The organism is Deltaproteobacteria bacterium, from assembly GCA_016930875.1.
In the GTDB taxonomy this organism is placed as follows: domain Bacteria; phylum Desulfobacterota; class Desulfobacteria; order Desulfobacterales.
The window spans coordinates 1-26,501 of sequence record JAFGFW010000165.1 but is presented as its reverse complement, the minus strand read 5'-3'; the positions used below and the strand labels follow the sequence as shown (position 1 = coordinate 26,501).

At 50.4% G+C, this 26,501-nt stretch carries 21 protein-coding genes; 11 read left to right on the top strand and 10 right to left on the bottom strand.

Annotated features, from left to right (window positions below; genetic code table 11):
- Nucleotides 1-74: 74 nt before the first annotated feature.
- The 6 genes from JW883_14135 to JW883_14110 all read right to left on the bottom strand — a co-directional run bounded on the left by JW883_14135 (nt 75) and on the right by JW883_14110 (nt 6,746).
- Nucleotides 75-1,433: a sigma-54-dependent Fis family transcriptional regulator gene (locus JW883_14135; protein ID MBN1843406.1), complete on the bottom strand. Its 1,359-nt coding sequence runs from the start codon at nt 1,431-1,433 to the stop codon at nt 75-77.
- Nucleotides 1,434-1,584: 151 nt separating this feature from the next.
- Nucleotides 1,585-3,015 carry a two-component sensor histidine kinase gene (locus JW883_14130; GenBank protein ID MBN1843405.1) on the bottom strand — a complete coding sequence of 477 codons (1,431 nt, stop codon included), beginning with the start codon at nt 3,013-3,015 and terminating at the stop codon, nt 1,585-1,587.
- A 9-nt stretch (nt 3,016-3,024) separates the two neighbouring features.
- Nucleotides 3,025-3,591 carry a hypothetical protein gene (locus JW883_14125; GenBank protein ID MBN1843404.1) on the bottom strand — a complete coding sequence of 189 codons (567 nt, stop codon included), beginning with the start codon at nt 3,589-3,591 and terminating at the stop codon, nt 3,025-3,027.
- A gap of 50 nt (nt 3,592-3,641) precedes the next feature.
- Entirely contained in the window at nt 3,642-5,135 is a 1,494-nt protein-coding gene (locus JW883_14120; GenBank protein ID MBN1843403.1) for an MCE family protein, read from the bottom strand.
- Nucleotides 5,136-5,153: 18 nt separating this feature from the next.
- On the bottom strand, nt 5,154-5,915 hold the full coding sequence (locus tag JW883_14115; GenBank protein MBN1843402.1) for an ABC transporter ATP-binding protein: 762 nt from the start codon (nt 5,913-5,915) through the stop codon (nt 5,154-5,156).
- Between the two features lie 60 nt (nt 5,916-5,975).
- Nucleotides 5,976-6,746, bottom strand: coding sequence for an ABC transporter permease (locus JW883_14110; protein ID MBN1843401.1), 771 nt, complete (start codon nt 6,744-6,746; stop codon nt 5,976-5,978).
- Between the two features lie 187 nt (nt 6,747-6,933).
- On the opposite strand from JW883_14110, the gene thiD reads away from it, so the two are divergent.
- Nucleotides 6,934-8,265 carry a bifunctional hydroxymethylpyrimidine kinase/phosphomethylpyrimidine kinase gene (gene thiD, locus JW883_14105; GenBank protein ID MBN1843400.1) on the top strand — a complete coding sequence of 444 codons (1,332 nt, stop codon included), beginning with the start codon at nt 6,934-6,936 and terminating at the stop codon, nt 8,263-8,265.
- Between the two features lie 424 nt (nt 8,266-8,689).
- Complete coding sequence (locus tag JW883_14100) at nt 8,690-8,980, top strand: hypothetical protein (protein MBN1843399.1); 291 nt, start codon at nt 8,690-8,692, stop codon at nt 8,978-8,980.
- A 29-nt stretch (nt 8,981-9,009) separates the two neighbouring features.
- On the opposite strand, the gene JW883_14095 is transcribed toward JW883_14100, so the two are convergent.
- Nucleotides 9,010-9,270, bottom strand: a complete 261-nt coding sequence (locus JW883_14095; protein MBN1843398.1) for a hypothetical protein — start codon at nt 9,268-9,270, stop codon at nt 9,010-9,012.
- Between the two features lie 255 nt (nt 9,271-9,525).
- A complete protein-coding gene (locus tag JW883_14090; protein MBN1843397.1) occupies nt 9,526-11,061 on the bottom strand; it encodes a YifB family Mg chelatase-like AAA ATPase in 1,536 nt (511 codons plus the stop codon).
- Nucleotides 11,062-11,283: 222 nt separating this feature from the next.
- On the opposite strand from JW883_14090, the gene JW883_14085 reads away from it, so the two are divergent.
- The 8 genes from JW883_14085 to JW883_14050 all read left to right on the top strand — a co-directional run bounded on the left by JW883_14085 (nt 11,284) and on the right by JW883_14050 (nt 20,783).
- Nucleotides 11,284-12,141 carry a UDP-3-O-acyl-N-acetylglucosamine deacetylase gene (locus JW883_14085; protein MBN1843396.1) on the top strand — a complete coding sequence of 286 codons (858 nt, stop codon included), beginning with the start codon at nt 11,284-11,286 and terminating at the stop codon, nt 12,139-12,141.
- Nucleotides 12,142-12,276: 135 nt separating this feature from the next.
- Entirely contained in the window at nt 12,277-12,837 is a 561-nt protein-coding gene (locus JW883_14080) for a DUF4390 domain-containing protein (protein MBN1843395.1), read from the top strand.
- Nucleotides 12,838-12,849: 12 nt separating this feature from the next.
- The gene (locus JW883_14075; GenBank protein ID MBN1843394.1) at nt 12,850-15,063 is read left to right on the top strand and encodes a HAMP domain-containing protein; all 2,214 of its coding nucleotides are present in this window, start codon (nt 12,850-12,852) and stop codon (nt 15,061-15,063) included.
- A gap of 100 nt (nt 15,064-15,163) precedes the next feature.
- Complete coding sequence (locus JW883_14070; protein MBN1843393.1) at nt 15,164-16,522, top strand: sigma-54-dependent Fis family transcriptional regulator; 1,359 nt, start codon at nt 15,164-15,166, stop codon at nt 16,520-16,522.
- Nucleotides 16,523-16,552: 30 nt separating this feature from the next.
- Complete coding sequence (rsmD, locus tag JW883_14065; protein ID MBN1843392.1) at nt 16,553-17,107, top strand: 16S rRNA (guanine(966)-N(2))-methyltransferase RsmD; 555 nt, start codon at nt 16,553-16,555, stop codon at nt 17,105-17,107.
- A 70-nt stretch (nt 17,108-17,177) separates the two neighbouring features.
- Nucleotides 17,178-17,672, top strand: coding sequence for a pantetheine-phosphate adenylyltransferase (gene coaD / locus JW883_14060; GenBank protein MBN1843391.1), 495 nt, complete (start codon nt 17,178-17,180; stop codon nt 17,670-17,672).
- Between the two features lie 46 nt (nt 17,673-17,718).
- Nucleotides 17,719-18,615, top strand: a complete 897-nt coding sequence (locus JW883_14055; GenBank protein MBN1843390.1) for a LysR family transcriptional regulator — start codon at nt 17,719-17,721, stop codon at nt 18,613-18,615.
- Nucleotides 18,612-20,783, top strand: a complete 2,172-nt coding sequence (locus JW883_14050) for a vitamin B12-dependent ribonucleotide reductase (GenBank protein MBN1843389.1) — start codon at nt 18,612-18,614, stop codon at nt 20,781-20,783. Before JW883_14055 ends, JW883_14050 begins: the two co-directional genes overlap by 4 nt.
- A gap of 41 nt (nt 20,784-20,824) precedes the next feature.
- Here JW883_14050 and JW883_14045 read toward each other — a convergent pair whose 3' ends face one another.
- Nucleotides 20,825-23,092 carry an NADP-dependent malic enzyme gene (locus JW883_14045; GenBank protein MBN1843388.1) on the bottom strand — a complete coding sequence of 756 codons (2,268 nt, stop codon included), beginning with the start codon at nt 23,090-23,092 and terminating at the stop codon, nt 20,825-20,827.
- Between the two features lie 497 nt (nt 23,093-23,589).
- Here JW883_14045 and JW883_14040 point away from each other — a divergent pair, with 497 nt between their 5' ends.
- Nucleotides 23,590-24,132 (top strand): GNAT family N-acetyltransferase, encoded by a 543-nt coding sequence (locus tag JW883_14040; protein MBN1843387.1) that lies wholly within the window; start codon nt 23,590-23,592, stop codon nt 24,130-24,132.
- Nucleotides 24,133-24,366: 234 nt separating this feature from the next.
- Here JW883_14040 and JW883_14035 read toward each other — a convergent pair whose 3' ends face one another.
- Entirely contained in the window at nt 24,367-26,283 is a 1,917-nt protein-coding gene (locus JW883_14035) for a propionyl-CoA synthetase (protein MBN1843386.1), read from the bottom strand.
- Between the last annotated feature and the right edge of the window lie 218 nt (nt 26,284-26,501).

Sequence of the window (26,501 nt, the reverse complement as noted above, 5' to 3'; positions counted from 1 at the left end):
GGGGAATCCAGAAAAAGAACTGGATGCCGGATCAAGTCCGGCATGACAGTAATTGTAAACCCATCGTTGAGACACTACACTAGATTGTATTTTTTCAGGCGGTATTGCAAATTGTTCCGGGGAATTCCAAGAAGATTGGCCGCGCGAGACTGAACGTTATTAGACAAGGAAAGCGCCTTTTTGATTAATCTCTTCTCTATGGCATCCAGCGTCTCGGGAAGATTAGATAGCTTTTGCCAGTCTACAGGGATTTCCAGGTCTGCAAAACTTATGAGGTCCTTTGGCAGATCGTCCATGGTAATTTCGTTTCCCTTGCTCAAAAGCACGGCCCTTTCAATGGCATGCTCAAACTCCCTCACATTTCCGGGCCAGCTGTGATTACACAAAAAGCGCATGGCTTCAGCAGAGATGGTCATCTGCCCTGTGCCGGCTTCCCGGGCATATTTGTTGACAAAGTGAACCCCCAAAAGGGGAATGTCTTCAGACCGCTCCTTCAAAGGCGGCAGTTGGATGTGAACCACGTTTAGGCGAAAAAAGAGGTCTTTCCTGAACCGATGCTGTTCCACCTCTGATTTGAGATCCTTATTTGTTGCTGCAATCAAACGCACATCAACTGCAATTGTTCTGGTGGCGCCCACCCTCTCAAAGCTCATTTCTTCAAGAACCCTAAGGAGCTTCACCTGCAAAGAAGCCGGCACTTCACCGATCTCATCCAGAAACAGGGTTCCTCCATCTGCCAGCTCAAACCGGCCCTTTCTCATGGCAATGGCGCCGGTGAAGGCCCCTTTTTCGTGACCGAAGAGCTCGCTTTCCAGCAAGGTCTCGGCAAGGGCTGCGCAACTCACAGCCACAAACGGTTTGTTGCTCCGAGGGCTGTTAAAATGAATCGCCTTTGCAATCAGCTCCTTGCCGGTGCCGCTGGCACCTGTGATCAGTACCGTAGCTTTAGTGTGGGCAACCCGTTGAATCATCTCGAATATGGCCTGCATTGGCTTGCTCTTGCCAATGATGTTATCAAAGCGATATAGGTCTCCAAGTGCATGAACAAGGCGGCGGTTTTCCTTCAGAACGCTGTAAGCGCGAACCGCTTTATCCACGATCTGCTTCAGCGTTTCATTCTGAAAGGGTTTCAGGATAAAGTTAAATGCGCCCAATTGCATAGCCTCAACCGCCTTTTCCACGGTTCCGTATGCCGTCATCATGACCACAGGCAGGTCAGGAGCCTTTCCCTTGATGTGCCTTAGCAGTTCAATGCCGTCCATTGAGGGCATCTTCATATCTGTAAGAACAAGGTCGAGGTCCGTGGATTCCACGATCTCAAGGGCGCTCTCGGCGTTATCTGCAGTAAGGGTTTCATACCCCTCTTCTGATAGAAATGCGCTCAAGACGACAAGATAATTTTTCTCGTCATCTACGATAAGAATTGTCTCCATTGGCTATTTCCTGTGTAAGTTCTCAATAACCCAGGCAATGAAGGTTTTTTCCGGAAGGCGATATCTTTGTTATTGGAACAGGTCTTCGCCCGCAAGAAAAAGCCTTCATCCCCGAGTGCTTATGGGATCTGCGCAGCCCGGACTTTTTGAGCTATGTCTGCTTCACGCCTTTTACCGGCAACGTAACAGTAACCTGTGCTCCCTTTTCCCGGCCATTTCCGATGCCAACGGCGCCACCATGGCCTTCAACTATTTTCTTCACGATGGGAAGCCCAAGACCGCTCCCTTTTTCTTTTGTCGTAAAGAAGGGTTCCCAGATTTTTTTCAGCACTTCGTCCGGGATTCCCTTCCCCTCGTCGGCAAAGATAATCGTTAGGACGTTTGCCCGGGCTGACACCTCAATGTATATGGATCCACCCTCAGGCATCGCCTGCATGGCGTTCATCAAGATATTTGAAAAAGCCTGGTACAGCAGCCCTGGATCCGCCTGTATTCCCGGCACATGTGTTGCAAATTTCTTGTAGATTTCATAACCCTTTGACTGGATCTCCGGAGCAAGAAAAGTCAGGTTTTCCTCCAGAATGTCCTCTACTTTGCATGATGTCAAGTTCAGTGTCGGAGGCCGCGCAAAGTTAAGGAAATCACTCACAATACTGTTGAGGCGGGTGGCTTCTTGAACTATGACGTCTGCAAGCTGGTCTTGGGGGTCCGTGCGGGTCAACTTTCGTTTCAACAGTTCGGCCGTGCTGCTAATAATCCCAAGGGGATTACGTATCTCGTGAGAGACAGCAGCTACCATCTCACCAAGGCTTGCAAGACGCTCGGCCTGATTGAGTTTTTCCTTTAGGAGGAGTCGCTCGCGAGCCCGCTTTTCGATGATCTCTTCACCGCGTTTTACGATATATCGCAGCACAACAAACAGGAGCCCCATGATCAAAACAGAGGTGACCATGATCCTGTACTTGAAGTGAGCAATGGTCTGGTAATCATCAGAGAGATCTTGAACAATCTCGAAAACCCCGAGGATGGGACCCTCAATATTTGACAGGGGTCTTTCTGCTCGTAAAGGCACATAGGTTCGGAGCTCGCTCTCTTTCGGAGTTCCCATGAGCATGCTCAGGAATCCTTCTCTTCGAATCAGCCTTGAGGTTGATTTACCAAGCAGGGCCTGTTGATAGTCAATGCCGCCTATCCCCTTTTTTCCCACCAGGTCCTCGTCGAAGCTATAAAAGATAACGTTGTTTTCGCGGTCAAAAATGTTGACTGTCTCTACCGTGAAGCTGTGAAGGGTATTCCTGACAACCTGGTCCAAACGCTCAAAGAGAGCTTTGTTCCGAAGTTTAATGACTTGACCAAACTGAAGGGCTGCAGGAACAAGGAACTGGAGGAATACCTGATGGTTGAGGTTTTCTGCCATCAGCAAAGCATAGTCTTCACTCTTCTTGATAAGCACTGTCTCGGCACGACGGGCAATGACCACGGACAAAGCCAAAGAACCCATTAGGATGACGATGAGACTGGAAAAGGTAAAATACTTGACAAGCTTGAAGGGCCTTATGCGTTCTATGTCTTTTGGGTCCATCAAGATGGCCTATCCTGGCTTGGCCACGATCTGAGATACATAAAGATCGAGAAATCGCTTGGAAGCTGCGGATTTGATGATGGCAACCGTGTCCGCCCCTTTGGCTGTGCCAGCCACGGCCACCACTTCTTTGCCCTCTACAATAAGGCCCGCATCTGCCGCTTCCATAACGATCTCGCAGCAGACTTTCATCCCCTGCCCCAATCTCCTGAGGGTGTTGGCAACAAGGAGCGTGGGATAGACCCCTGAAAACTCTTTTGCCAGGGCGGTTTCAATGGAATGGGTCAGGATTGTGCCTTTGTAAACGTGGCCCCCCAGACGTGTGATTTCCTCAAAGGCATCATCCGAGAACTGATCCCGGTTTGGTCCCAAAAAGCCTACTGAGTGGGCGACCACTACCAGGTTAACATCCTCTTCCTGTAAGGTTTTCGCTGCCATGATGCCGGTTTCACCTGAAGTGGATGCCATGACCGCATCCATGTAGCCCTCATCATGGATCAGTCGGTAAAGGATGTCCATACATGCCTGGGTGTTCTGGGGGCCCGGCTTTTCAAAATATTCGACCTGACGTTTCATAGGGCCCCCTTATTGAAGGATCTTAAACGGGCAAACGCAGTCAAAGTTCTTTACCTGGGAATGGGGGCGCCGGAGATAAGTGTTTTTAAATCCTGATCCGAAAACTGCAGGCCAACACCCACAAAGACGGATTCCTTGCCCTCATCGCTTATGAAATTGTCAAAACCACCGGTCAAGTACAGGAATTGAAATGGCGTATAATCCATTTTGAACTTTAGGTGGGGGCTTTCGTCCGGATCAAAATCAAAGGCCTCCATGGAGAGCACCAGGCGGTCATCAAAGAAATAATAGTCGGCTGCCACTCCGCCTGTTGACTCAAAAATCCCCCCTCGCAGTCCCAAGTCATAGTAACGTTTGGCAATCTGAGCAGAGAACTTGAGTTCATCCTTCTCAATCTCTTCCTTGTTCTCAGTAGTGGTAACGCCTCCCACTGTTGTGCTAGTTACAGTCTTTTTCCCCTTTCCGGCCGGGTCGTCCACGATCTGCAGCAGATAATACTTGTCCTCTTTGGGCTGAATCCGAAGTGAAAGGTATGACTTCATGTCCTCAGAGTCGAATAGATATTCTCCCCTGTAGTCTATATAGGTCTGGAATCTTTGTTCTTTTTGAAGATACTCGTTAATGCTGCTCAACGTCGTATTAAGGTTATCCACGGTCTCTTCATCCTTGACCAGTCTCCCAATGGTCCCTTCACCCCGGTCGATCTTCTCAGCAATATCCCTCAGGGCAACCAGGGTCTGATTCATGGTCTCGACCGTCTCTTCGTCATGGATGAGCTTTCCGATGGTACCTTCACCACTGTTGACCTTTTCCGTAATCCGGTTGAAGGCTATGATGGTTTCTCGCAGTTGACTGGAGGCCTCCCTGAAATTAGCCACAATCTCTCTTAAAGCCTCCTTGTTCGTACCACTTATCTCTCTAAGGTCTTTGGAAAAAAAGGAGAAATTGTCCAGTGTCCGGTTGATATTCTCCTGGTTCCTTTTCACCGTTTCATTGAGAGTCTGGGCCAGGTCCTGGAGGTTATCGATGATAATCTTAAGAGATGCCTTGCCGTCCTCTCCTCCCAGAACTCCCGAGAAGGCGCCAGTGAATTCCTTAATATCCTCTCCGATAGAGCCAAGTTGCTGCAGCAGCGTATCGATATTGGTGGGAGACACGGTTTGCTGGATGCGTCCGCCAGGCTTGATAGGGGGCGCTTCTGGCAACCCCAAGACTAGTTCGACATATTTGTCTCCGAGCACACCCTTGGTGCGAATGAATGCTTGTACGTCTTCGCCTATCTCGACGTCAGGATCTAGTTGAAGTATGACTTTTGCCTTGCCGACCTCCAGGGTGATGTCTTTGACCCGCCCAACTTCCACACCAGCGACCTGCACAGGCACTCCCTTGACAAGGCCTTCAGCAGAATCAAAGTAACCATACACTTCGTATCTCTCGTCTGGTCCGTATTGCAGCCTGCCCAGCTTCATGGACATATAGGCCAGGATCAAGATTCCGATGACCACAAAAAACCCCACCTTTGCTTCAACACTCAGTCTTTTCATGACCTTTCTATGCCTATCCTACATATCCAAGACATGATGATTCAAAATAGGGCCTTCGGCCTTCCTCTGAATAAATCGCTGCAGGGCTGGAATCTCAGATGCCTTCACAACATCAGGCGTTCCAGTCACAATAATCTTTCCCTGGTAGATCATAGCAACTGCGTCGGCGATCTTGAAGGTGGACTCAATATCATGACTGATAGCTACACACGTGGCCTTTGTATGTTTCTGGGTGTCCACGATCAAACGGTCAATGGCGTCTGCCGTGATGGGGTCAAGGCCTGTGGTGGGCTCATCAAAGAGGATAACCTTGGGATCAAGGGCCATGGCGCGGGCCAGGCCTACGCGCTTTCGCATGCCACCGCTCAGTTCTGAAGGCATCTTGTGGGCCACATCCCTGAGACCAACCTGAAGGAGCTTCTGCCGGACAATCTCGTCAATCTGACGCCGCTTTAACCGGGTATGCTCGTTCAGGGGAAAAGCTACGTTTTCTCCTACCGTCATGGAATCAAACAAGGCGGCATCTTGAAAAAGCATCCCGAAGTTCTTTCTGATATCGTTGAGTCTTCGATCGTTCAGACGGGTAATGTCCACACCTTCAACTAGGATCTCCCCTCGATCCGGCCGTATCAGCCCAATTATGTGCTTAAGAAGGACACTCTTCCCCCCCCCGCTCTGGCCGATGATAACCGTGATTTTACCGGTTTCAATCTCAAGGTCAAGGCCGTCCAGGACCTTCTGCCCATTGAATGACTTGTGAACGTCAACCAGCTTGATCATGGAAAAGCGTTCCGTTCTTACGTGCTTTGTTGGCCTACCGGCCAGCAGTCAGGAAGTCACCTAGAACATGGCTGCTGTCAGGAAATAATCACTGATAAAGATGGAGACCGAGGCAACCACAACGGCCTGCGTCGTGGCTTTCCCAACGCCCTCGGCGCCGCCACTCGTATAGAAACCCTTATAACACCCCACCAAAGACAAGATCAGGCCAAAGCAGGCAGACTTGATCAGGCCATTGAAGATGTCATCGAGTTCTACAATCTCAATCATCTTTGCCACGTAGATACCTGAATTGATTTCGAGAAGCCCGACACCTACCAGGTAGCCCCCTATGATACCCACGAAATCTGCAATAATCGTCAGTACCGGAAGCATGAGCACGCCGGCAATGATACGAGGTACCACCAGGTATTTGATCGGATTGCATGCCATGGTGTAAAGGGCATCGATCTGCTCAGTGACCCTCATAGTTCCCAGCTCTGCGGCCATGGCAGAACCGGCTCGTCCCGTAACCATCAAAGATGTCAAAACCGGACCAAGCTCGCGGGTCATGCTCAGAGCTACCGTGGAGCCTACAAGGCTCTCGGCGCTAAACAAACGAAACCCGTGATAGGCCTGAAATGCCAGCACGCCGCCCGTAAATGTGCCCGTCAGAATCACGACGAGCAAGGAATCTACCCCCACAAACTCCATTTGCTTGAAGATGGCCCGGAAGCGTAAGGGAGGCCGCAACACCCACACAAGGGCGGCCAAGAAAAGAAACATCACAAGCCCAAACTCTTCGATAAATCGGATAAGGCCGCGGCCTACGGTTTCAATGAACTTGATCATGATCCCAAGTCGCAGATATTGGCCAAGCTACACATATCTTAAAAGAATAAGAGAGCTTAATGCAAAAGTCAAGCTAATCCTTTATTTTCATTGACACTATCCGTGCCTGCCAGTAAACTTAAAGTAAGTTCGAGATCGATTTTCTCTACATGAACATAATGTTGCTTCCTAATGAGTGAATAAGTAAATGAAGCGTATTCTTACCATTGCAGGCTCAGATTCGGGCGGAGGGGCCGGCATTCAGGCCGACCTGAAGACCATCACGCTCCTTGGAGGCTTTGGCATGAGCGTGCTGACTGCCCTGACAGCACAAAACACTCAAGAAGTGACGGCCATCCACGCACCGCCGCCAGCATTCATCAAGGAGCAACTCGATGCAGTTCTTTCAGATATTGGCACAGATGCCGCAAAAACCGGAATGCTCTTCAATGCTCCGACCATTGAAGTCGTCGCAGAAAGGCTTTCGGCTTATGGTATCGAAAAGATCGTTGTCGATCCAGTCATGGTGGCAAAGGGAGGAGACCTCTTACTCGTCGAGGAAGCCAGAGAAACTCTAGTGAGGCGCCTCATACCAATGGCCCTGGTGATTACTCCTAACATCCCGGAGGCTGAAGTCCTTTCAGAAATGTCGATCAGTATTGAAAAAGACATTCACGAGGCTGCGCGGGCCATCCATTCAATGGGAGCCAGGCATGTTTTGATCAAAGGGGGGCACCTGCAAGGACCTGCCAAAGATATTCTGTACGACGGCAACAACTTTTGGGAATTCTCAAGAAAGCGTATTCGCACACCTCACACCCATGGCACGGGATGCGCTTACTCAGCCGCGATTGCCACTTATATTGCCATGGGACTTCGGGTCAAAGAGGCTGTGGAAAGGGCCAAGGACTTCATCCACACGGCTATCCGCTTTGCAGTGCCACTAGGAAAGGGGCACGGTCCCACGAATCTTTATGCCCGATTTGCCCGTGAGCAGGAAAAGGGCCAGGTCCTTGAGGCTCTGCAGAAGAGCTTGACCCGTCTCCAGGAGGCCCATGTCGGGCACCTTGTCCCTGAAGTGCAGTCGAATCTGGGCTATGCTCTCCCCTTTGCCGAAACGCGCGCCCATGTGGCTGCCTTTCCCGGTAGACTGATAAGACTCGGGAAAAAGATCGTGTCAGTGAGCAGCCCCGCCTTTGGGGCATCCAGCCACGTTGCCACCATCATCCTCACCGCCATGCGTCACGATCCTGCCTTTCGCTCGGCCATGAATATCCGTTTCTCAGAAGCCAGGGTTTTACAGTGCCAAGCCTTGGGTTGGAAGATATGCTCCTTTGACCGCGCTCATGAGCCTGAAAATGTAAAGGAGCAAGAAGGAAGCACTCTTGAGTGGGGTACTGAGACCGTCCTGTCACGGGAAACGGAGATCCCTGATGTGATCTATGACCGCGGGGAAGTCGGCAAGGAGCCAATGATACGGATCCTGGGGAGAACTCCGGACGAAGTCGTAGCCAAGGTGCTTCAGTTAAAGGGCTCATGAGTGAAAATCATCACACCCCAGAAAAAAAAGTGCGCGAGTTTTCCTCCACCTATTACAAATACGTATCTTGCAATACGAACTTTTCCAACATTTTCTGACACGATAAGAGATTGACACGTAAAAACAAAGAGCCCCCTGGAGTAACCCGAAGCCCGGCGGTAACCGGTGAGGACGCGCAAAACGTCTCTTAAGACCCCGCCACCCTAACATCCCGAAATATATAGCAAATATATAACATGCCGCGGTCGGGCATGAAAAACCGAATGCTAAACTGCGCACAAAGACGAGAAATCATTACACATGGTACGATTTATGCCTGCATTCAGTTATACAAGGGCTGCCCGCCCCCTTTGCTGGATAGCAGGAAATGAGAGCCGGCATCTTCTGCGCCATCCAAAAAAAACGCCCAATGGAGGTAAACATCATGCCATTCACCAAACAAGAGTTTCAGCACGCATCCCAAACCATAGACGCTTGTTCAGAGGAATTGATGGACTTAATGGCTACATTTAGGATGTACAGTGGTAAAACTCTTGATATTGACCGTGGTGACTTTGATATTGCGTTCTTCAAAGAGATTCATAGCAAGTGTAGTGACATACACGAAAAAATCGAATTGCTAGGACGACTCCTTCACCCAAACATGGAAAAAATGGGAAAGATGACAGAAGGCTACATGGCCTCTAGTACCATAAGGCTTCGCACCATCACATAGGCTGGGCTTGCCTCTTGGCCCTTCAAAGCTCAGTTTCTACTGATCCAGGCTGCCTTCATCCCACTGAGAAAAGAAACAGACAGCGTGTAGATACAGGCGCTCATTGCGCCTAGTTTTTCGTCTAAGTCCTTGGCACAGACAAACTGTTTTCCATCTGGGACCCATATGTCGATGGCGTCTGTTAGCAAGTCTTTTTCAATAGCGCCTCCGTGTTGCTCCGCAACGGAGCGCATAATGTGCACCGACAATGAACGTATTCCGGTCTTTTCGCTATTTATTATCTCTATCATCGGTCATGCCTTCACTCAATTTATCTCAGGCCTTCTGCAAATCTTTTTATTCCCTTATATGAAAACACCATGCCAACCTAGCGGCTTTTCGAGTTTGCCTTAATTATCTGATAGTTAAGCAATATTATGCTCCAGAAAATATTCAAGAAATCGGGGCATTGAGGTCGTAGATTGACAGAAGAGGTGACAAGAATTGTCACTTTGAAGGCATCACGATTTGCCGTTTTACCGTCTTCAGGCGGCCTTGCCGGAACTTCACGGAAACAGGCTCTTCCGGTCAAGGCTTCGGTATTGAATCGCCTCTGAGACGTGATGGACGGCGATGTCTTCAGCCTCTTCAAGATCCGCAATGGTCCTTGCGATCTTTAAGATCCGGTTGAAGGCGCGGGCAGAAAGGCCGAGTTTATCAATGGCCATTTCAAGGAGGCTGTGAGAGTCGCCGTCTATGGGACAATATTTCTTGATCTGCCGGTTGCTCATATGGGCATTGCAATAGATTTTGGTACGTTTAAACCTCTCAGACTGTGCGGCACGGGACCGATTGACTCGCTCTCTTATGCTTGCGGAGGATTCGGCATCATCTCGACTGGCAAGATCTTTGTAGGCCACAGCCGGAACATCCACATGGATGTCGATGCGGTCCATAAGTGGACCAGAGACCTTTGACCGATACCGATGTATCCTTGTGTAGGAACACGTACACTCGTGATTGGGATCGGAGAAATATCCACATGGACACGGATTCATTGCGGCCACAAGCATGAACCTGGCCGGATAGGTGATGCTGGTCAGGGCCCTGGCAATGGTCACGTGGCCATCTTCCATAGGTTGACGCAGAACCTCAAGCACATTTTTCTTGAACTCTGCCAATTCATCCAGGAAAAGAACCCCGTTGTGAGCAAGACTCACCTCGCCCGGCCTGGGTATGTGGCCCCCGCCTATAAGGCCGGCGTCTGATATCGTATGGTGCGGAGCACGAAAGGGTCGGCTGGCAATCAATCCCTGGTCCTTCTTGAGCATTCCAATCACGCTATATATCTTTGTTGCCTCAATTGCCTCTTCAAAGGAAATAGGGGGTAAAATGGCTGCAAGGCGCTTAGCAAGCATCGTCTTGCCTGCTCCTGGCGGACCTATCATAATTACATTGTGACCTCCGGCTGCAGCCACTTCAAGGGCACGCTTCACATGCTCTTGGCCTTTTACTTCGGAAAAATCTACGTCATCTGACAATGCTTCATCAAAAATGGCCCGCACATCGATCGATTCCGGCCGGATGGACCTCAGGCTGCTCAAGAATTCCACCAGTTCACCGAGAGTGAAGGCCGGAAGTACTTCCACGCCGTTCACCACAGCGGCCTCGCTTGCGTTTTGTTTGGGAACGATAATGCCTCGAAGACGGGAATTTCTGGCTGCCAAAGCGACAGGAAGTGAACCTCGGACGGGCTTTATCCGTCCGTCAAGAGAGAGCTCACCCAAGATTAAATATTCAGAGAGTCTCTGATGGGGGACAATACCAGTGGCCGCCAGGATCCCAACAGCAATGGGAAGATCAAAGGCGGTCCCCTCTTTCTTGATATCCGCAGGCGCAAGGTTGACGGTGATGCGATCGTCCGGGAACCTGTATCCGGAATTATTGATTGCTGATTTTACCCGGTCTTTGCTTTCCTTGACAGAAGCCTCTGGCAGACCTACTGTTTGAAAGCTCGGCAGGCCCTGCCTGATGTCGACCTCCACTTCGACGATAAAGGCATCAACGCCCAAAACAGAGCTGCTCAAAACCTTGGCAAGCAAGATCCCCCCGTGGTGCGTTTGTCGTTACTACGATAACACATGAATTTTACGATGTTTAACAAAGGCCTCTATCAAAAGCAAGGGTTTTTCTGAATAGTTTAGCTTATGTGCAGTCTTAGATATCACTTTGGCATACCTATTGCTTTATTTTTTTCCCGTTCCTCGTAAACCTGAATTTTTTGTTTGACAAGCTATTGATTTCAAAATAAAAGGGTACGTCATATGAATATTCATCAGCACACGTTGAGACGGTCTACTCAATGCACGGGCATCGGGCTCCACTCGGGTAAGAAAGTGACCTTGACCATCAAACCGGCTCCGGTCAATCACGGGATAAGATTTGTGCGGACTGATCTGGCCCACAAACCTGTGATCAGCGCCCATTTTCGAAATGTAATTGACACGAGCTTGGCAACCACCCTTGGTGCGGACGGTGTGATTGTATCCACCGTTGAACACCTAATGGCCACATTGGCCGGGTTCAACGTAGATAATGCTCTAGTGGAGATGGACGCCTATGAGGCCCCCATCATGGATGGGAGCGCTGGACCTTTCTCAGCTATGCTGAAGGAAGCCGGGATCAGAGCCCAGTCAGCAAGGCGGCACTATTTTGTCGTTAGGGAGCCGATTGAGATGGTCGAAAATGGCAAAAAGGCTGGGCTTTATCCATCAGACACCCTTAGGGTGACGTGCACCATAGATTTTGATCATCCTCTACTAAGAAATCAGTCATATTCGGTTTCACTGGATGACGGCCTTTTTGAAAAGGAGATCAGCCGTGCCAGGACTTTTGGTTTCCTGCATGAAGTCGATTACTTGAAGCGGAATGGGTTTGCCAGGGGCGGATCGCTGGAAAACGCGGTTGTGGTCGACAAAGAGGGAATACTGAATCCGGAAGGCCTCAGATTCTCAAACGAATTTATTCGCCATAAGATACTTGACTGTATTGGAGACCTCTCTCTTCTTGGCATGCCCATCATAGGCCACATCGTGGCCCACAAATCAGGCCACACCTTGAATCACTGCCTGCTGAAGAAATTCATAGACCAAAAGTCCTGCTGGCAAACCGTGGGAGTCTAGGGCGCTTTGCCTTAACTTGCCTGCATCTTTACGTCCAAAACCCCTTGCAATTTGAGCCCTGCTTCGCTATTTTGTTATGAGGCTGTCATGGTCCCCCGGTCAGGTCTCTTCTGCCGATTTTTCCGGAGTTTATAGATGAGAAAACAGGTTTGGTTTCTTGCCCTCTGTGCATGTCTTCTGGCTTCAGGCTTAGCCTGGAGTCAAGACGCGAGGATAACCGATGTAATTGTCACAAACACCAGGGATGATCTCATCCTGTATTTCAGGGTTGAGGGATGCTTCACCGAAGATCTGGAACAAGCCATCATGAACGGCGTCCCCACGACCTTCACGTTCCTGGCCTCTCTTAACCGGGTTCGGAATTTTTGGAAAGACAAAAACCTGGCTAGTCTGGAAATTCGCCACATGGTCAAGTTTAATAATCTAAAGAACGAGTTTGTCATTACACGAAGCGAGGATAAGGGAAGGTCGATTGTGGTAACTTCTTTTTCCCAAGCCAAGCAAGTCATGGCTGAAGTAGAAAATCTTAAAATTGAAAAACTTGAAACCCTTGAAAGAAACCATCGCTACCAAGTCAGGATAAAAGCCGAACTCAAGAAAATCACACTCCCCTTTTATCTACATCACGTTTTTCGGTTCTTTCTGTTTCTTTGGGATTTTGAAACAGACTGGTACACCACGGACTTCATGTACTAACGCCAACTTCCCATGTCACCGATCTCGCGAGAAGAAGCCAAACGCCGGAAGCGTGAACGAGTCATCATCGTGATACTGGTGGTTCTCGTTGCCGTCCTCACGTATGTGGAAACCAAGGTTGTCCGTTTTGGAGCAGGACTGCCCGTTTCCAACACGATTATCACGTTTATTCTCATCAACATCAACATGCTGTTGCTTTTGCTGTTGATCTTTCTCGTGTTGAGAAACATTGTCAAGCTTCTCTATGACAGAAAGCGCAAAGTGATGGGGGCCAAGCTGCGGACCAAGCTTGTTCTAGCCTTTGCTAGCCTGTCCCTTATTCCCACTGTTCTCCTCTTTTTCTTTTCAGTGCAATTTATAAATTCGAGTATGGCATTCTGGTTTACTGTCCCTGTGGAACAATCCTTGGAAGAATCTCTTGACGTGGGCAGACAAGTGTACAGGCATATCGAGAAAAACAACCGGTTTTTTCTTGAACGGATCGCTTATCAAATTATTCACAGGAATTTGCTGAAAGACAAGAACAGAAAGGATCTCAGACGTTATGTCCAAGTGGTGCAGAGGGCTTTCAACTTACAGGCCATAGAAATCTATTCTACTCACTCAGAACGGCTGGCAGTAGGTCTGGACGCAGACCTGGAGGGAACGCCTTTTGAACCGGTATTCGCGGATAGCATCCAGAAGGAAATACATGAAAACGATTTTTCAACCCTGACCGCCTTTCTCCCTTCAGGAGAGATGATTAGAACCCTCGGGTGCATTCCGGCGAATGCAGGCCCTGACAAGGCTTTGGGGGTAATTGCTGTCACTACTGTCATTCCTCACAGCCTTTCTCAAGACATGGCTGCCATTTCAAGGGGCTTTGACCAATACCAACAAATCAAAATGGTTAAGAAACCAATCCAGGTCAGCCATCTGGTAACACTTTCGATCGTCGCCTTGCTGATTATTTTCTGCGCCACGTGGTTTGGATTCTATCTCGCAAAGACATTGACTATTCCTATCCAAGAAGTGGCAGAGGGAACTCGCCGCGTGGCCGAGGGAGACTTGAATGTCACCATCGACAGAGTTGCCGATGACGAAATGGGGACCCTCGTCAGTGCCTTCAACAAAATGACTCGAGACCTGAGGTTTGGAAAACAACAGCTTGAACTGTCGACCCGGGAACTTAGGAAAAGGAATCTTGAAATTGAACAAAGACGTATCTACATGGAGACTGTCTTAAAGAATGTGTCCACCGGCGTTATTGCCTTGGATACTCGCGGTTTTTTTACTGCCATTAATAAATCAGCAGAGAAAATGCTCGGTTTGAAAGGCGAACAACTGCTGAAACGAAGCTACAAAAAGGCATTGAGGCCGGAACACTTGGCGCTCGCCCGGGATTTGCTGGCAGAGCTGGAAAACAGCCCTGCAAATTCGGTGGAAAGGACTGTCAAGGCAAGCATTGATCAAACAGCCCGCAGCTTTATGGTACATATTACTGCGCTTAAAGACGAAACGGATCGTTACATGGGAACAGTGGTTGTCTTTGACGATCTTACGGAGGTTGAAAGAGCCCAGAGGATGGCGGCTTGGCGCGAGGTGGCGAGGCGTATTGCCCATGAAGTGAAAAACCCCCTGACACCCATCAAGCTCTCGGCACAAAGACTCCAACGAAAATATGGTGAGAAAATTAGTGGAGACAACTTGATTTTCACACAATGTATACAAACCATTATTGATCAGGTCGATCAGATAGGAAACCTTGTTAATGAGTTTTCTTCATTTGCACGGCTTCCGGCTGTAAACCCTAAACCGTGCAGCATGCCGGAAATCATAGGAGAGGCAGTAGCCCTCTACCGGGAGGCCCACCCTCATATCTTGTTCAAAACCGAGGTGCACGCAGAAATCCCTCAACTGAATTTGGACCGAGGGCAGGTCAAACGTATGTTGCTCAATCTGATTGACAATGCCATTGCAGCCATGGAGGGACATGGAACAATTGCTATCATACTGGACTTCAATCCGGTTTCAAAGTTCGTAAGGATAGAGGTGAGTGACACGGGCTCGGGGATAGCATCACAAGACAAGCTCCGTCTCTTTGAACCCTATTTCTCCACCAAGAAAACCGGCATGGGCCTGGGCTTGTCCATCGTCAATGCGATAATCGAAGATCACAACGGGTCAATCCGAGCCGAGCACAACTTTCCCACCGGGACAAGGTTTATTGTGGACCTGCCAGCTTAAGGGCTGGTCAGGAACCAAGCAACAAAGACCGAAAAGCACCTGGGCATCCTGTTATTGATGATCAGTTATCAGTGACAAATGACCCTGAAGGAGATAACCGATGTTTCCCGTAATATTGATTGTTGATGATGAGACCACCATATTGCAGTCCCTAAGCGGTATTCTTTCGGATGAGGGGTATGAGACATTGACGGCTTCAAACGGATATGAAGCCTTGAAGATCATTGAAGTGGAATCCCCCGACCTTGTCCTCCTGGACATCTGGATGCCAGGCATGGACGGCATCGAAACACTTCAAGAAATCAAGAGGACTAACCCCTTTCTCCAGGTGGTGATTATTTCGGGGCATGGGACCATTGAGACGGCTGTTAAGGCAACCAAGCTTGGGGGCTATGATTTCATCGAAAAGCCCCTTTCCATCGAGAAGATCGTTGTCACAATCAACAACGCCATCAACTTTCGACGACTGGAGGAGGAAAACCGTTTTCTTCGAAAGAAGACCCTTGAAAAGCATTCCATCACGGGCAACAGCCCGCCGATCCGGGCACTGAAGAAACAGATTGCTATTGCAGCTCCCACCAACGCCTGGATCTTGATCACGGGCGAGAATGGCACGGGGAAAGAACTTGTCGCGCGCACGATTCACCAAATGAGCGACAGAGCCGACCAACCGCTCATTGATGTAAATTGCGCAACAATACCTGACAACTTGATTGAAAGCGAGCTGTTCGGTCATGAGACGGGGGCGCTGCCAGGCACCACAGCCAGGAGGAGAGGCAAGTTCGAGGTGGCCGACCAGGGCACTATCTTCTTGGATGAGATCGGAGACATGAGCCTGAAAACCCAGGCCAAGATCCTCAACATCTTGCAGGAACAAAAATTTGAACGGGTAGGCGGCTCCCGTACCCTGGCCGTTGATGTGCGAGTGCTGGCGGCAAGCAACAAGGATCTGGAAAGAGAAATCGAAGAGGGGACCTTTAGAGAGGACCTATATTATAGATTGAATGTTATCCCCATCTCGGTGCCCCCTCTACGCAACCGCAGTGAAGACATACCACTGTTGATAGAGACTTTTCTGAAAGGGTTTGTCCAGGACGGCGGCTGCGGTCAAAAGACCATGACACATCAGGCCATGGAACGTCTGAAGGCCTACCCGTGGCCCGGCAATGTCCGGGAATTGAAGAACTTGATCGAACGACTGGCCATCATGACGCAATCGGACGTTATCGAAGAAAACGACATCCCTTCCTCATACATGGGCGACAAGACAACGACTCGGACTGTGAATATCTTTGACCACAAATCTCTGAAAGAGGCAAAACGGGAGTTTGAAAAGGCGTTCATCCTTCAAAAGCTTTCCGAAAACAATAACAATATTTCCCAGACAGCAGACGCCATTGATATTGAAAGAAGCCACCTCCATAAAAAGATAAAGGCTTTCGGGCTCGCCCAAAAATAAGATCGTGAAACGATTTCATGAGGAGTACGTGTGAGGGTTATAGCCGGTACCTTGAAGGGCAGGAAGCTTCATCCCCTGCGTGGGCTCAGAATCCGCCCTACGACAGATTACCTGAGAGAGTCCATCTTTAACATCCTTGCACCTCTTGCGGAAGGTGCAGTTGTGCTTGACCTGTTTGCCGGCACTGGTAGCCTTGGCATCGAGGCCCTCAGCCGTGGAGCCGCGTCCACCGTGTTTGTTGACAATCATCCTCAGGCCATCAAAATCCTTGTTCGCAACATTTCCACCTGTCTCTTGCAAGAGCAAAGCACCATTCTGAAAAGAGATATTCTCCACGGTCTCGGGTTTCTAAAAGCAACGGGTCGAGCCTTTGACCTGGTATTCGTTGATCCTCCTTATGACAAGGCATTTGTCAAAAGAACCCTTCATCTTTTGGATGATTGTGGATGCATTGTCCAAGGAGCCCGCGTGGTAATTGAACACAGTCTCCGAGAAACACTCCCGGGAAATGTGGCACGTCTCGAGCGGACCAACGAAAGGCAACATGGAAAGAGCCTTGTCTCTTTCTACGAATTCGTGTTATAAAATTCACTAGTGCCCATCCATTAATGAATTTCCAAATGACGGGCAATATGTCTGGCGAGAGGGACACAGCATGCACAAGAGAAAAACAGCCATATACCCGGGAACGTTTGACCCCATTACGAATGGACACTGTGACATAATTCGGCGAGGGCTAAAGCTCTTTGATAGAGTCATAGTTGCTATTGCGACAGATGGGAGCAAAGATCCCCTTTTTACGGTCGAAGAACGATTGGAGATGTTAAGAGAGACCTTGAAAGACATGCCCAATGTTGAGACAGATTGCTTTGACGGGCTTCTCGTCGATTATGTAGTCAAAAGGAAAGCTAACACTATCCTGCGGGGCCTTCGAGCTGTCTCGGATTTTGAGTATGAATTCCAGATGGCCCTCATGAATCGCAAACTCAACAAGAATGTGCAAACGGTTTTTCTCATGACAGGCCTAAGGTGGATTTTCATCAGCTCCTCTATCATCAAGGAGGCCGCTCAGTTCGGGGGAGAGACCCGTGACATGGTTCCTGACGTCGTTAGGGATAAGCTAAACGACAAGTTTGGCAAAACCCGCTGAGCAGACATAGGTTTTCAGACAAACTGCTTTTCTTCCACTTGTAACCATGGATTTATGGAGACTCCACATATTTTGCAAGGTGGTTGAGCTAAGGAGCTTTTCCAAGGCCGCCAACACGGTCTACCTTTCCCAACCCACGGTAAGCAGTCACATCAAGGACCTCGAGGACCATTTCGAATGCAAGCTCATAGACCGCCTGGGAAGGGAGGTTGCTCCCACCAAAGCCGGCCAACTCCTATACGGATATGCGGTAAAAATGATAGCCCTCAAGGAGGATATTGAAAAGGCCCTGGCCGAGTTTCAAGGCAAAATTAAGGGGCATCTCACCATTGGGGGAAGCACGATACCCGGAGGCTATATTCTGCCCCCCTTGTTGGGCAGGTTCAAGCAAGCCTGCCCGGAGGTAACAGTGACCCTCATAGAAAGGGACACTGCCGAAATCATTCGGGACACCATCAATGGGCGCGTGGAACTCGGCATTGTGGGTGCCAAGGCTCGAGAAGCTCAGCTTGCTCAACAGAAAATCCTGGATGATGAGATGTTTCTCATCGTTCCTGCAGGTCACAGGTGGGCAGCCACCGGCGCTGTTGCGGTGGAGGATCTTGTGGCAGAGCCGTTCATCATGCGTGAACCCGGCTCCGGGACTCGCAAATCCATCGAGCAAGTATTAGACAAGTCCGGTCATTGGCTGGGCCAACTAAATGTGGTGGCTGAAATGGGGAGCCCCGAGGCTATCCGTCAGGCCATCAAGGCAGGAATGGGTATTTCTATCCTGTCTGAATACGCTGTTGCCGATGATCTGACCGCAGGAAGTCTGAGAAAGGTTGGAATCAAGGGCTTTCCCTTTCAGAGGGCTTTCTACTTGATTATGCACAAACACCGAACCCGGTCTCCCCTGTGTCGTGCCTTTGTCAAGTTCCTGAAGCAGGAACATGGAATATGACAATACGTCTATCCCAAAATGCCTTGGTTGTTCTTGAGCGGCGATATTTAAGGAAGGACCGGAAGGGAAAACCTGCCGAGGCTCCAGAGGACCTGTTCAGACGGGTGGCTCGGGCTGTAGCGTCGGCCGATGCCAGGTTCGACCCCAAGGCAGATGTCAAAAAAACCGAAGAAGACTACTACAAATTGATGACCAGTCTGGTTTTCTTGCCCAATTCGCCAACCCTGATGAATGCGGGGCGCAAGCTTGGGCAACTCGCCGCCTGTTTTGTTCTTCCCATTGAAGATTCCATAGATAGTATTTTTGAAACCCTCAGGCACACGGCGATAATCCATAAGAGCGGGGGGGGAACCGGTTTTTCATTCTCCCGTGTCAGGCCTGAGAATGATATGGTGCTGTCTACTCGAGGAATATCAAGTGGTCCCATTTCCTTCATGACGGTCTTTGATGTGGCCACCGAGACAGTCAAGCAGGGAGGCACCCGCCGTGGGGCAAACATGGGTATCCTCAGGGTGGACCATCCTGATATTGAGGCCTTTATCAACTGCAAGACCGACGTGGCCAGGCTGAACAACTTCAATATTTCAGTGGCTGTCACCGCTTCGTTCATGGAAGCCCTGGCAGGCAACAAAGATTACGACTTGATCAACCCGAGGAACCGAGAGAAAGTCAAGCGGGCCTCAGCAAGGGCCATCTTCGACCAAATCGTGCAGGCGGCTTGGCAAAGCGGAGAACCGGGAATTATCTTTTTGGATCACATCAACTTTGCCAATCCCGTCCCGCAGCTTGGCAAGATAGAAGCCACCAACCCTTGCGGTGAGCAACCGCTTCTGCCTTATGAAGCGTGCAACTTAGGCTCCATCAACTTGGCCAAGATGGTCAAAGACGGCAAACTGGACAAGACAAGACTGCGACAAACTATTCGCAGTGCAGTTCACTTCCTTGATAATGTCGTGGAAATGAACAAATACCCCTTACGCCAGATCGAGGCCATGAGCAGAAAAACCCGAAAAATCGGCCTGGGTGTCATGGGGTTCGCCGATATGCTTGTCAGGCTGGAAGTTGCCTATAATTCCAAAGCAGCTGTCCGCCGGGCTGAGCAGGTAATGGCTTTTGTGTTGCGCGAAGCGAGAAAAGTCTCAAGCGAGTTGGCAAAAAAGCGAGGGAATTTCCCGGCCTTTGAGGGAAGTATCTTTGACAATCCCAAAACCCCCTATATGCGAAATGCTACCACAACGACTATCGCCCCCACAGGGACGATCAGCATCATCGCGGGATGCTCCAGCGGTGTAGAGCCCATATTTGCAGTGGCTTATGAACGAAGGGTTCTGGATGGGGAGACTTTGTTCGAGATACATCCCCTGTTTGAGCAGATGGCAAAGCAAAGCGGCTTCTACAGCAAGAAGCTGGCTGAGGAAATTGCCCAGACCGGCTCGATTCAACACATAGAAGGAATTCCCGAAAAGATTAAGAGGCTTTTTGTGACCGCTCATGAGATAGGACCGGAGTGGCATGTCCGGATCCAGGCAGCCTTCCAAAAATACACGGACAACGGTGTGTCCAAGACAGTGAATTTTTCACAGGATGCTACCCCTGAGGACATAGAAAAGGTTTTCAGGCTTGCCTATGAAAGCGGTTGCAAGGGTGTGACCATTTATCGCTACGGAAGTCGTGGCCGCCAGGTCCTCAATATCGGAAAGGGGGAGGAAAGAAAGGGAAATGCCATTGTGCCGCGGACACGCCCGGTTCTGACAAGGGGGGCCACTGAGCGAATCAACACCGGCTGCGGAAAACTCTATGTCACCATCAATGAAGACGATAAGGGAATATGTGAAGTCTTTGCCCAAATGGGCAAAACCGGAGGGTGTGCCTCTTCCCAGATTGAGGCTGCCGGACGCCTCATATCATTGGCACTACGCAGCGGAGTTAGCGTGGAGGCCATCCTTAAACAGATCACCGGCATCCGCTGTCCATCACCTATATGGCAAAATGGAACAATGATTCTTTCCTGTCCCGATGCCATTTCCCATGTGATAAGACACTACACGAATATCGATACCCCAGACATGCCAACCTTGATGGGAACCTGCCCGGATTGCGGTGGGACACTGGAGCACGAGGGGGGCTGTCTTATGTGTCGGTCCTGTGGATTTTCCAAGTGCGGCTAATCTCTCGTGCCGCAATTTCACATACCTAAGCCCATCGCTACTCACTGTTTTTCCTTGCATTCCAGGTCCTGTGCCTGAGCAACAGTAATGGCGATGACATTGACCACATCTTCCATACTAGCACCACGCTGAAGAACGTTAAAGGGCTTGCTAAGACCCATAAGAAGCGGGCCTACCGCCTTTGCACCCCCGAGGCGGTCAAGGAGTTTGTAGGCTATATTGCAGGCGGCCAGGTCAGGAAAAACCAGAACATTGGCTGGAGCCCCAAGGCGATTAAAAGGATAATCCCTGGACAGAATCTCTTCGACTACGGCAGTATCTGCTTGCATCTCGCCGTCAATGACCAGATCAGGCTTCCGCCCTCGGGCCATGCCTACGGCCCGTTCAACACGCTTGGATTCGGGGTGGCGCGTGTTACCGAAGTTGGAAAAAGAAAGCATGGCCACCCTTGGCTTCATGTCAAAAAACACCGCCTTTTCCGCTGCCAGAATTGCAATTTCCGCAAGGTCTTCCGACGTGGGGGAGACGTTCACCGTGGCATCGGCAAAAAGCAGGGTGCGGTCTCTGAAAATCATGAGATACACCCCCGAAACTTTCGAAACCCCGGGGCTCCGTGGAATCACCTGCAGGACGGGCCGAATCGCATCCGGGTACGGACGGTCGATGCCGTGAACCTGCCCGTCAACCAGACCTTCGTTCACCATCATCGCGCCAAAGACGTGGCGACTGCGCAGTTGTCGGCGGGTCTCAGCAATGGACCACCCTTTGCGCGCCCGCATGCGGAATAGCTTTTCAACGAAGTCTTGAAAAAGCGGGCTCTTAAGGCTATCCAGAATTCTTATGCCGTCCAGAGCAATGTGCAACTCCCCGGCCAGAAAACCGATTTCCTTTTCGTTGCCCAGCAGTAAGGGATGAGCGATCCCTTCGTTGACTGCCTGATGAGCAGCGCGCAAAACTACGGGATCATTCCCTTCGGGGAGCACGATGCGTTTGGGGCCTTGCTGAGCACGGATGATGATCTTGCGCATGATTTCACGCTCTGGCCCGAGCATGGCTTCCAAATGCTGGATGTATGCGGTCTGGCCCGGCAGACTCTTTCTCGCCACCCCGCTTTGCACCGCGGCATTTGCCACTGCAGGGGCGACCTTAAGCAGCACACGGGAATCCAAGGGCTTTGGGATAATGTATTCCGGGCCAAACTGGATCTTGCATCCTCCGTACGCTTTGGTAACCGAATCCGGCACATCTTCGCGGGCCAACTCGGCTAGTGCCTGAACAGCCGCCACCTTCATCTCTTCGTTGATGGCTGTGGCGCGAACATCCAGGGCGCCACGGAAAATAAAGGGAAAACCGAGAACATTGTTGACCTGGTTTGGAAAATCGGAGCGGCCCGTGGCCACAATAGCGTCCGGCCGGACGTCCCTTGCCACGTCGTAGTCAATCTCAGGGTCTGGATTGGCAAGGGCGAAAATGATGGGCTTTTCGCTCATTAGGGATAGGAGTTCGGGGGTAAACGCGCCTTTGACGGAAAGCCCTACAAGCACGTCCGCTCCTTTGACAGTGTCTTCCAGGGTACGCATGGCAGTGTCCACGGCAAAGGCCTCTTTGTAAGGGTTCATGCCTTCAGTGCGCCCCTTGTGGATTACGCCATTTGAATCCAGGAGGATAATATTTTCCTTTTTCACCCCAAGTTGTGTGTACATCTTGGCGCAGGCAACGGCCGCCGCCCCAGCGCCGTTGAACACAACACGAATATGTTCCATGTTCCGCTTAGTTAGCTCGCAAGCGTTCACCAGGGCTGCGCCGGAAATGATGGCAGTGCCGTGCTGGTCGTCGTGGAACACAGGAATCGACATCTGCTCAATAAGCTGTTCTTCGATATAGAAGCACTCCGGCGCCTTGATATCTTCCAGGTTGATGCCGCCAAAAGTGGGCTCCAGCAGCTTCACAGCGCGGATGAACTCGTCTGGGTCCTGGGTGTTGATCTCGATATCGAACACGTCCAAGTCGCCGAACCGCTTGAACAAGACGGCCTTCCCCTCCATGACCGGCTTGCCCGCCAGGGGGCCGATGTTGCCAAGGCCCAACACCGCGCTGCCGTTGGTAATAACCCCAACAAGGTTTCCCCTCGTGGTGTATTCAAAAGACAGATCCTCATCTTCTTTGATCTTAAGACAAGGCACTGCGACACCGGGAGTGTACGCCAGGCACAAATCGGATTGCGATAGACATGCCTTGCTCGGTATGACCTCAATTTTTCCTGGCCGTGGCTTCTTGTGGTATTGAAGGACTCGTTTTTCGTCAAACATAAGCAAAACTCCCCTTTTGGGTTCGTCACGAAATTAGTATCGCAAGATTGCGAAGGATTGTACTAAAGCTGTTCGAGAAATCACGGAAAATATGAGGGATAAAGAGAAAAGGAGAGGATTCTGCAGGAATGGGGTAAATCCGGAGCCGAGGTCGGTGTCTCATCCTATATTTAATATAGTTGCGGCGAGACACGTGTCGCCACCGGCCCCAGACTTCTCCCGCTACCAAACAATAATCATCAAATTGGGTCCGGTCAAGGGAGACAGAAAAAGCCTCCGAAGGATGCGATTTCCGACAACCCCAGAGGCTTAGGATGAGACACCGACAGGCAACGAAGACTGTCAGTGTCTTTCCCCTATCATGATGGGCAAAAATATCAAGGGGGAAAATGGTGTCAGAGCTTCAATCTTCAGTTTTCTCTTGATTCGGTTCCCCAGACGTTCTATCGCTCATTCTCGGACAGGCTCCCACGATATTTGCATAAACCGGTGATAATGTGAAAAGCAACCCTGACCAATATGAGATATCCACGATCACAAAAGGTGGACTAGAGGTCTTCATCCGCCCCATAAGGGCCGACGATACACCACTTCTGGAAGCCTTGTTCGACGCTTTATCTCCCAAAAGCGTGTATTTCCGGTTCTTTATGAGAATAAAGAGGCCGTCAAAGGAGATGTTGGCCAAGCTAATGGAAATTGATCACGGTCGGGATGCAGTCCTGATTGCGACCGAACAAAAGGAAGGACGAGAACGAATCTTGGGCGTATTCAGGCTGATGTGCTATCCTGACCGCAAGGAAGGGGAGTTCTCTCTGCTGGTTGGAGATCCTTGGCAAGGAAAAGGAGTCGGGGCTAAATTGCTTGAACACGGTCTTTCCATTGCCAAAAAGCGCGGAATGGAATCGGTTTTCGGTATGGCCCTGCCTGAAAACAAAACCATGCTTGCCCTTGCCCGCAAGAGAGGTTTCGCCATCACGTGGGACTCTGACGTCTGTGCATACGAGATGACAATAAACCTAACTCGGATAAACCGGAATTGAAGGATTGCGAATTGAGGAACCTGCCTCGCCGGCCGGCGGGTTGCCGGAATCATCCATATTCTAATTTCTCAATTCCTCAATCCATGCGATGTTTTCAAGCCGTCTAGGCGCAATCCCTCAATTCTTCAATTATTTGTGAGTAGGGCACATGGTTTAGGGCTCAAGGCGCACGGCATATGGCCTTGCGCCTTGAGCCCTATGCCTTGAGCCTTTACTGGCTGTTGCCTGAATCGGTCAAGAACTCCACTTATCTCGTGCCATGGAGTAACCGATCGAAATAAGCGCTTCATCGATCTCTTCGAGAGTGGCAGGATCATCGATAGTTGCCGGCACCTTATACTCCTTGTTGTCAGCAATCTTTTGCATGGTGCCGCGAAGAATCTTACCAGACCGGGTTTTGGGCAGGCGTTTGACCACTGTGGCAGTCTTAAATGCCGCAACAGGACCGATCCTTTCACGGACCATCTGAATGGCTTCTTTAACAATTTCATCCTTGCCGCGATCCACACCTGCGTTTAGCACCACAAGTCCGATCGGTATCTGACCCTTTAACGGGTCCTCCACACCGAAGACAGCACATTCTGCCACATCAGCATGATCTGCGAGCACCTCCTCCATGGCCCCCGTAGATAGCCTGTGTCCGGCCACATTGATGATATCATCGGTGCGGGACATGACATAGACATAACTCTCATCATCCATATAGCCTGCATCAGCCGTCTTATAGTAACCTGGAAACTCCTCCATGTAAGCGGTCTTGTATGCCTCATCATTGCGCCAAAGCGTCGGTAAGGTGCCTGGCGGCAGGGGGAGTTTCACAACCAGAGCGCCTATTTCACCTGCCGGAAGCGGGTTGCATTCTGCATCTACGACCTTAAGATCCCATCCAGGCGCAGGTTTTGTAGCAGAACCGTACTTGACCGGAAAATGGTGCAGTCCCATGCAATTGGCAGTAATGGCCCATCCGGTTTCAGTCTGCCACCAGTGGTCAATCACCGGCACGCCGAGATTGCTTTCCGCCCAGTTCAGAGTGTCCGGGTCAGATCGTTCACCTGCAAGGAAAAGGGCCTTGAAACAAGACAAATCGTATTTCTTCATGAACTCAGCTTTGGGATCCTCCCGCTTGATAGCACGGAAGGCCGTGGGTGCGGTGAACATGCATTTCACCTTGTGCTCGGAAATGACCCGCCAGAACACGCCGGCATCCGGGGTACGCACAGGCTTTCCTTCAAACAGGACCGTGGTGCACCCCTGAAACAGCGGGGCATACACAATGTAGGAGTGACCCACTACCCAGCCGACGTCAGAGGCTGCCCAGTAAACATCACCTGGATCCACATTGTAGATGGCCTTCATGCTCCATTTCAGAGAGACCAGGTGCCCCCCGTTGTCACGCACAACGCCCTTGGGCTGGGCTGTAGTTCCTGAAGTGTACAGGATGTACAAAGGATCTGTGGCCAGCACTGGAACACAGTCATGGGGTTTGGCACTCGCCATGGCATCATTCCAATCCAGATCACGACCCGCCATCATCCAGGCAGTCTCCTGGGGCCGCTGAAGAATAATGCAGTGATGGGGTTTCGTGTCCACCATGTCGATGGCCTCGTCCAGCATCGGTTTGTAGGAGACAATACGACTAAACTCTATGCCACAGGAGGCTGAAACAATGACCTTTGGTTTTGCATCTGTTATGCGGGTAGCCAACTCTTTGGGTGCAAATCCGCCGAATACCACCGAATGCACCGCACCCAGACGAGCACAGGCAAGCATCGCGATCACGGCTTCAGGTATCATGGGCATGTAAATGAGTACCCTGTCTCCCTTTACCACGCCTTGTGCAGCAAGCACCCCGGCAAACCTGGCGACTTCGTCCGTCAACTCCTTATAGGTGTATTTCTTGATCGTATTCGTGACCGGGCTGTCATGAATCAGGGCAAGCTGGTCCCCCCTGCCGTTTTCAACATGGCAATCCAGGGCATTATAACATGTATTGAGTTCACCTCCTTGAAACCAGTGATAAAACGGTCTATCAGAATCATCCAGGACCCTGTCCCACTTCTTGTACCAGTAGCAGTCCTCAGCGATTTGCCCCCAAAAACCTTCTCGATCTTCAATGGATCTCTTGTAAGCTTCCTCGTACTGATTCGCCATGCCTTTCGCCCTCCCCCTTGCTTCTCAAGTTCTTCAGGCCTGTGGATATTTACTCTATATCTGAGTTCTCGTCAAGAAGAACGACCAGCTAAAGCACACGAACGACCAGGCTTTTCAAAACGCTGACTGGACCCTAACGTTGCAAAAGCCGAGGGTGCTGCAGATGCAAGGCGTCAAGGGTGAGGCTGTAGTCGTTTACGCCGATCCCTTGACAACGC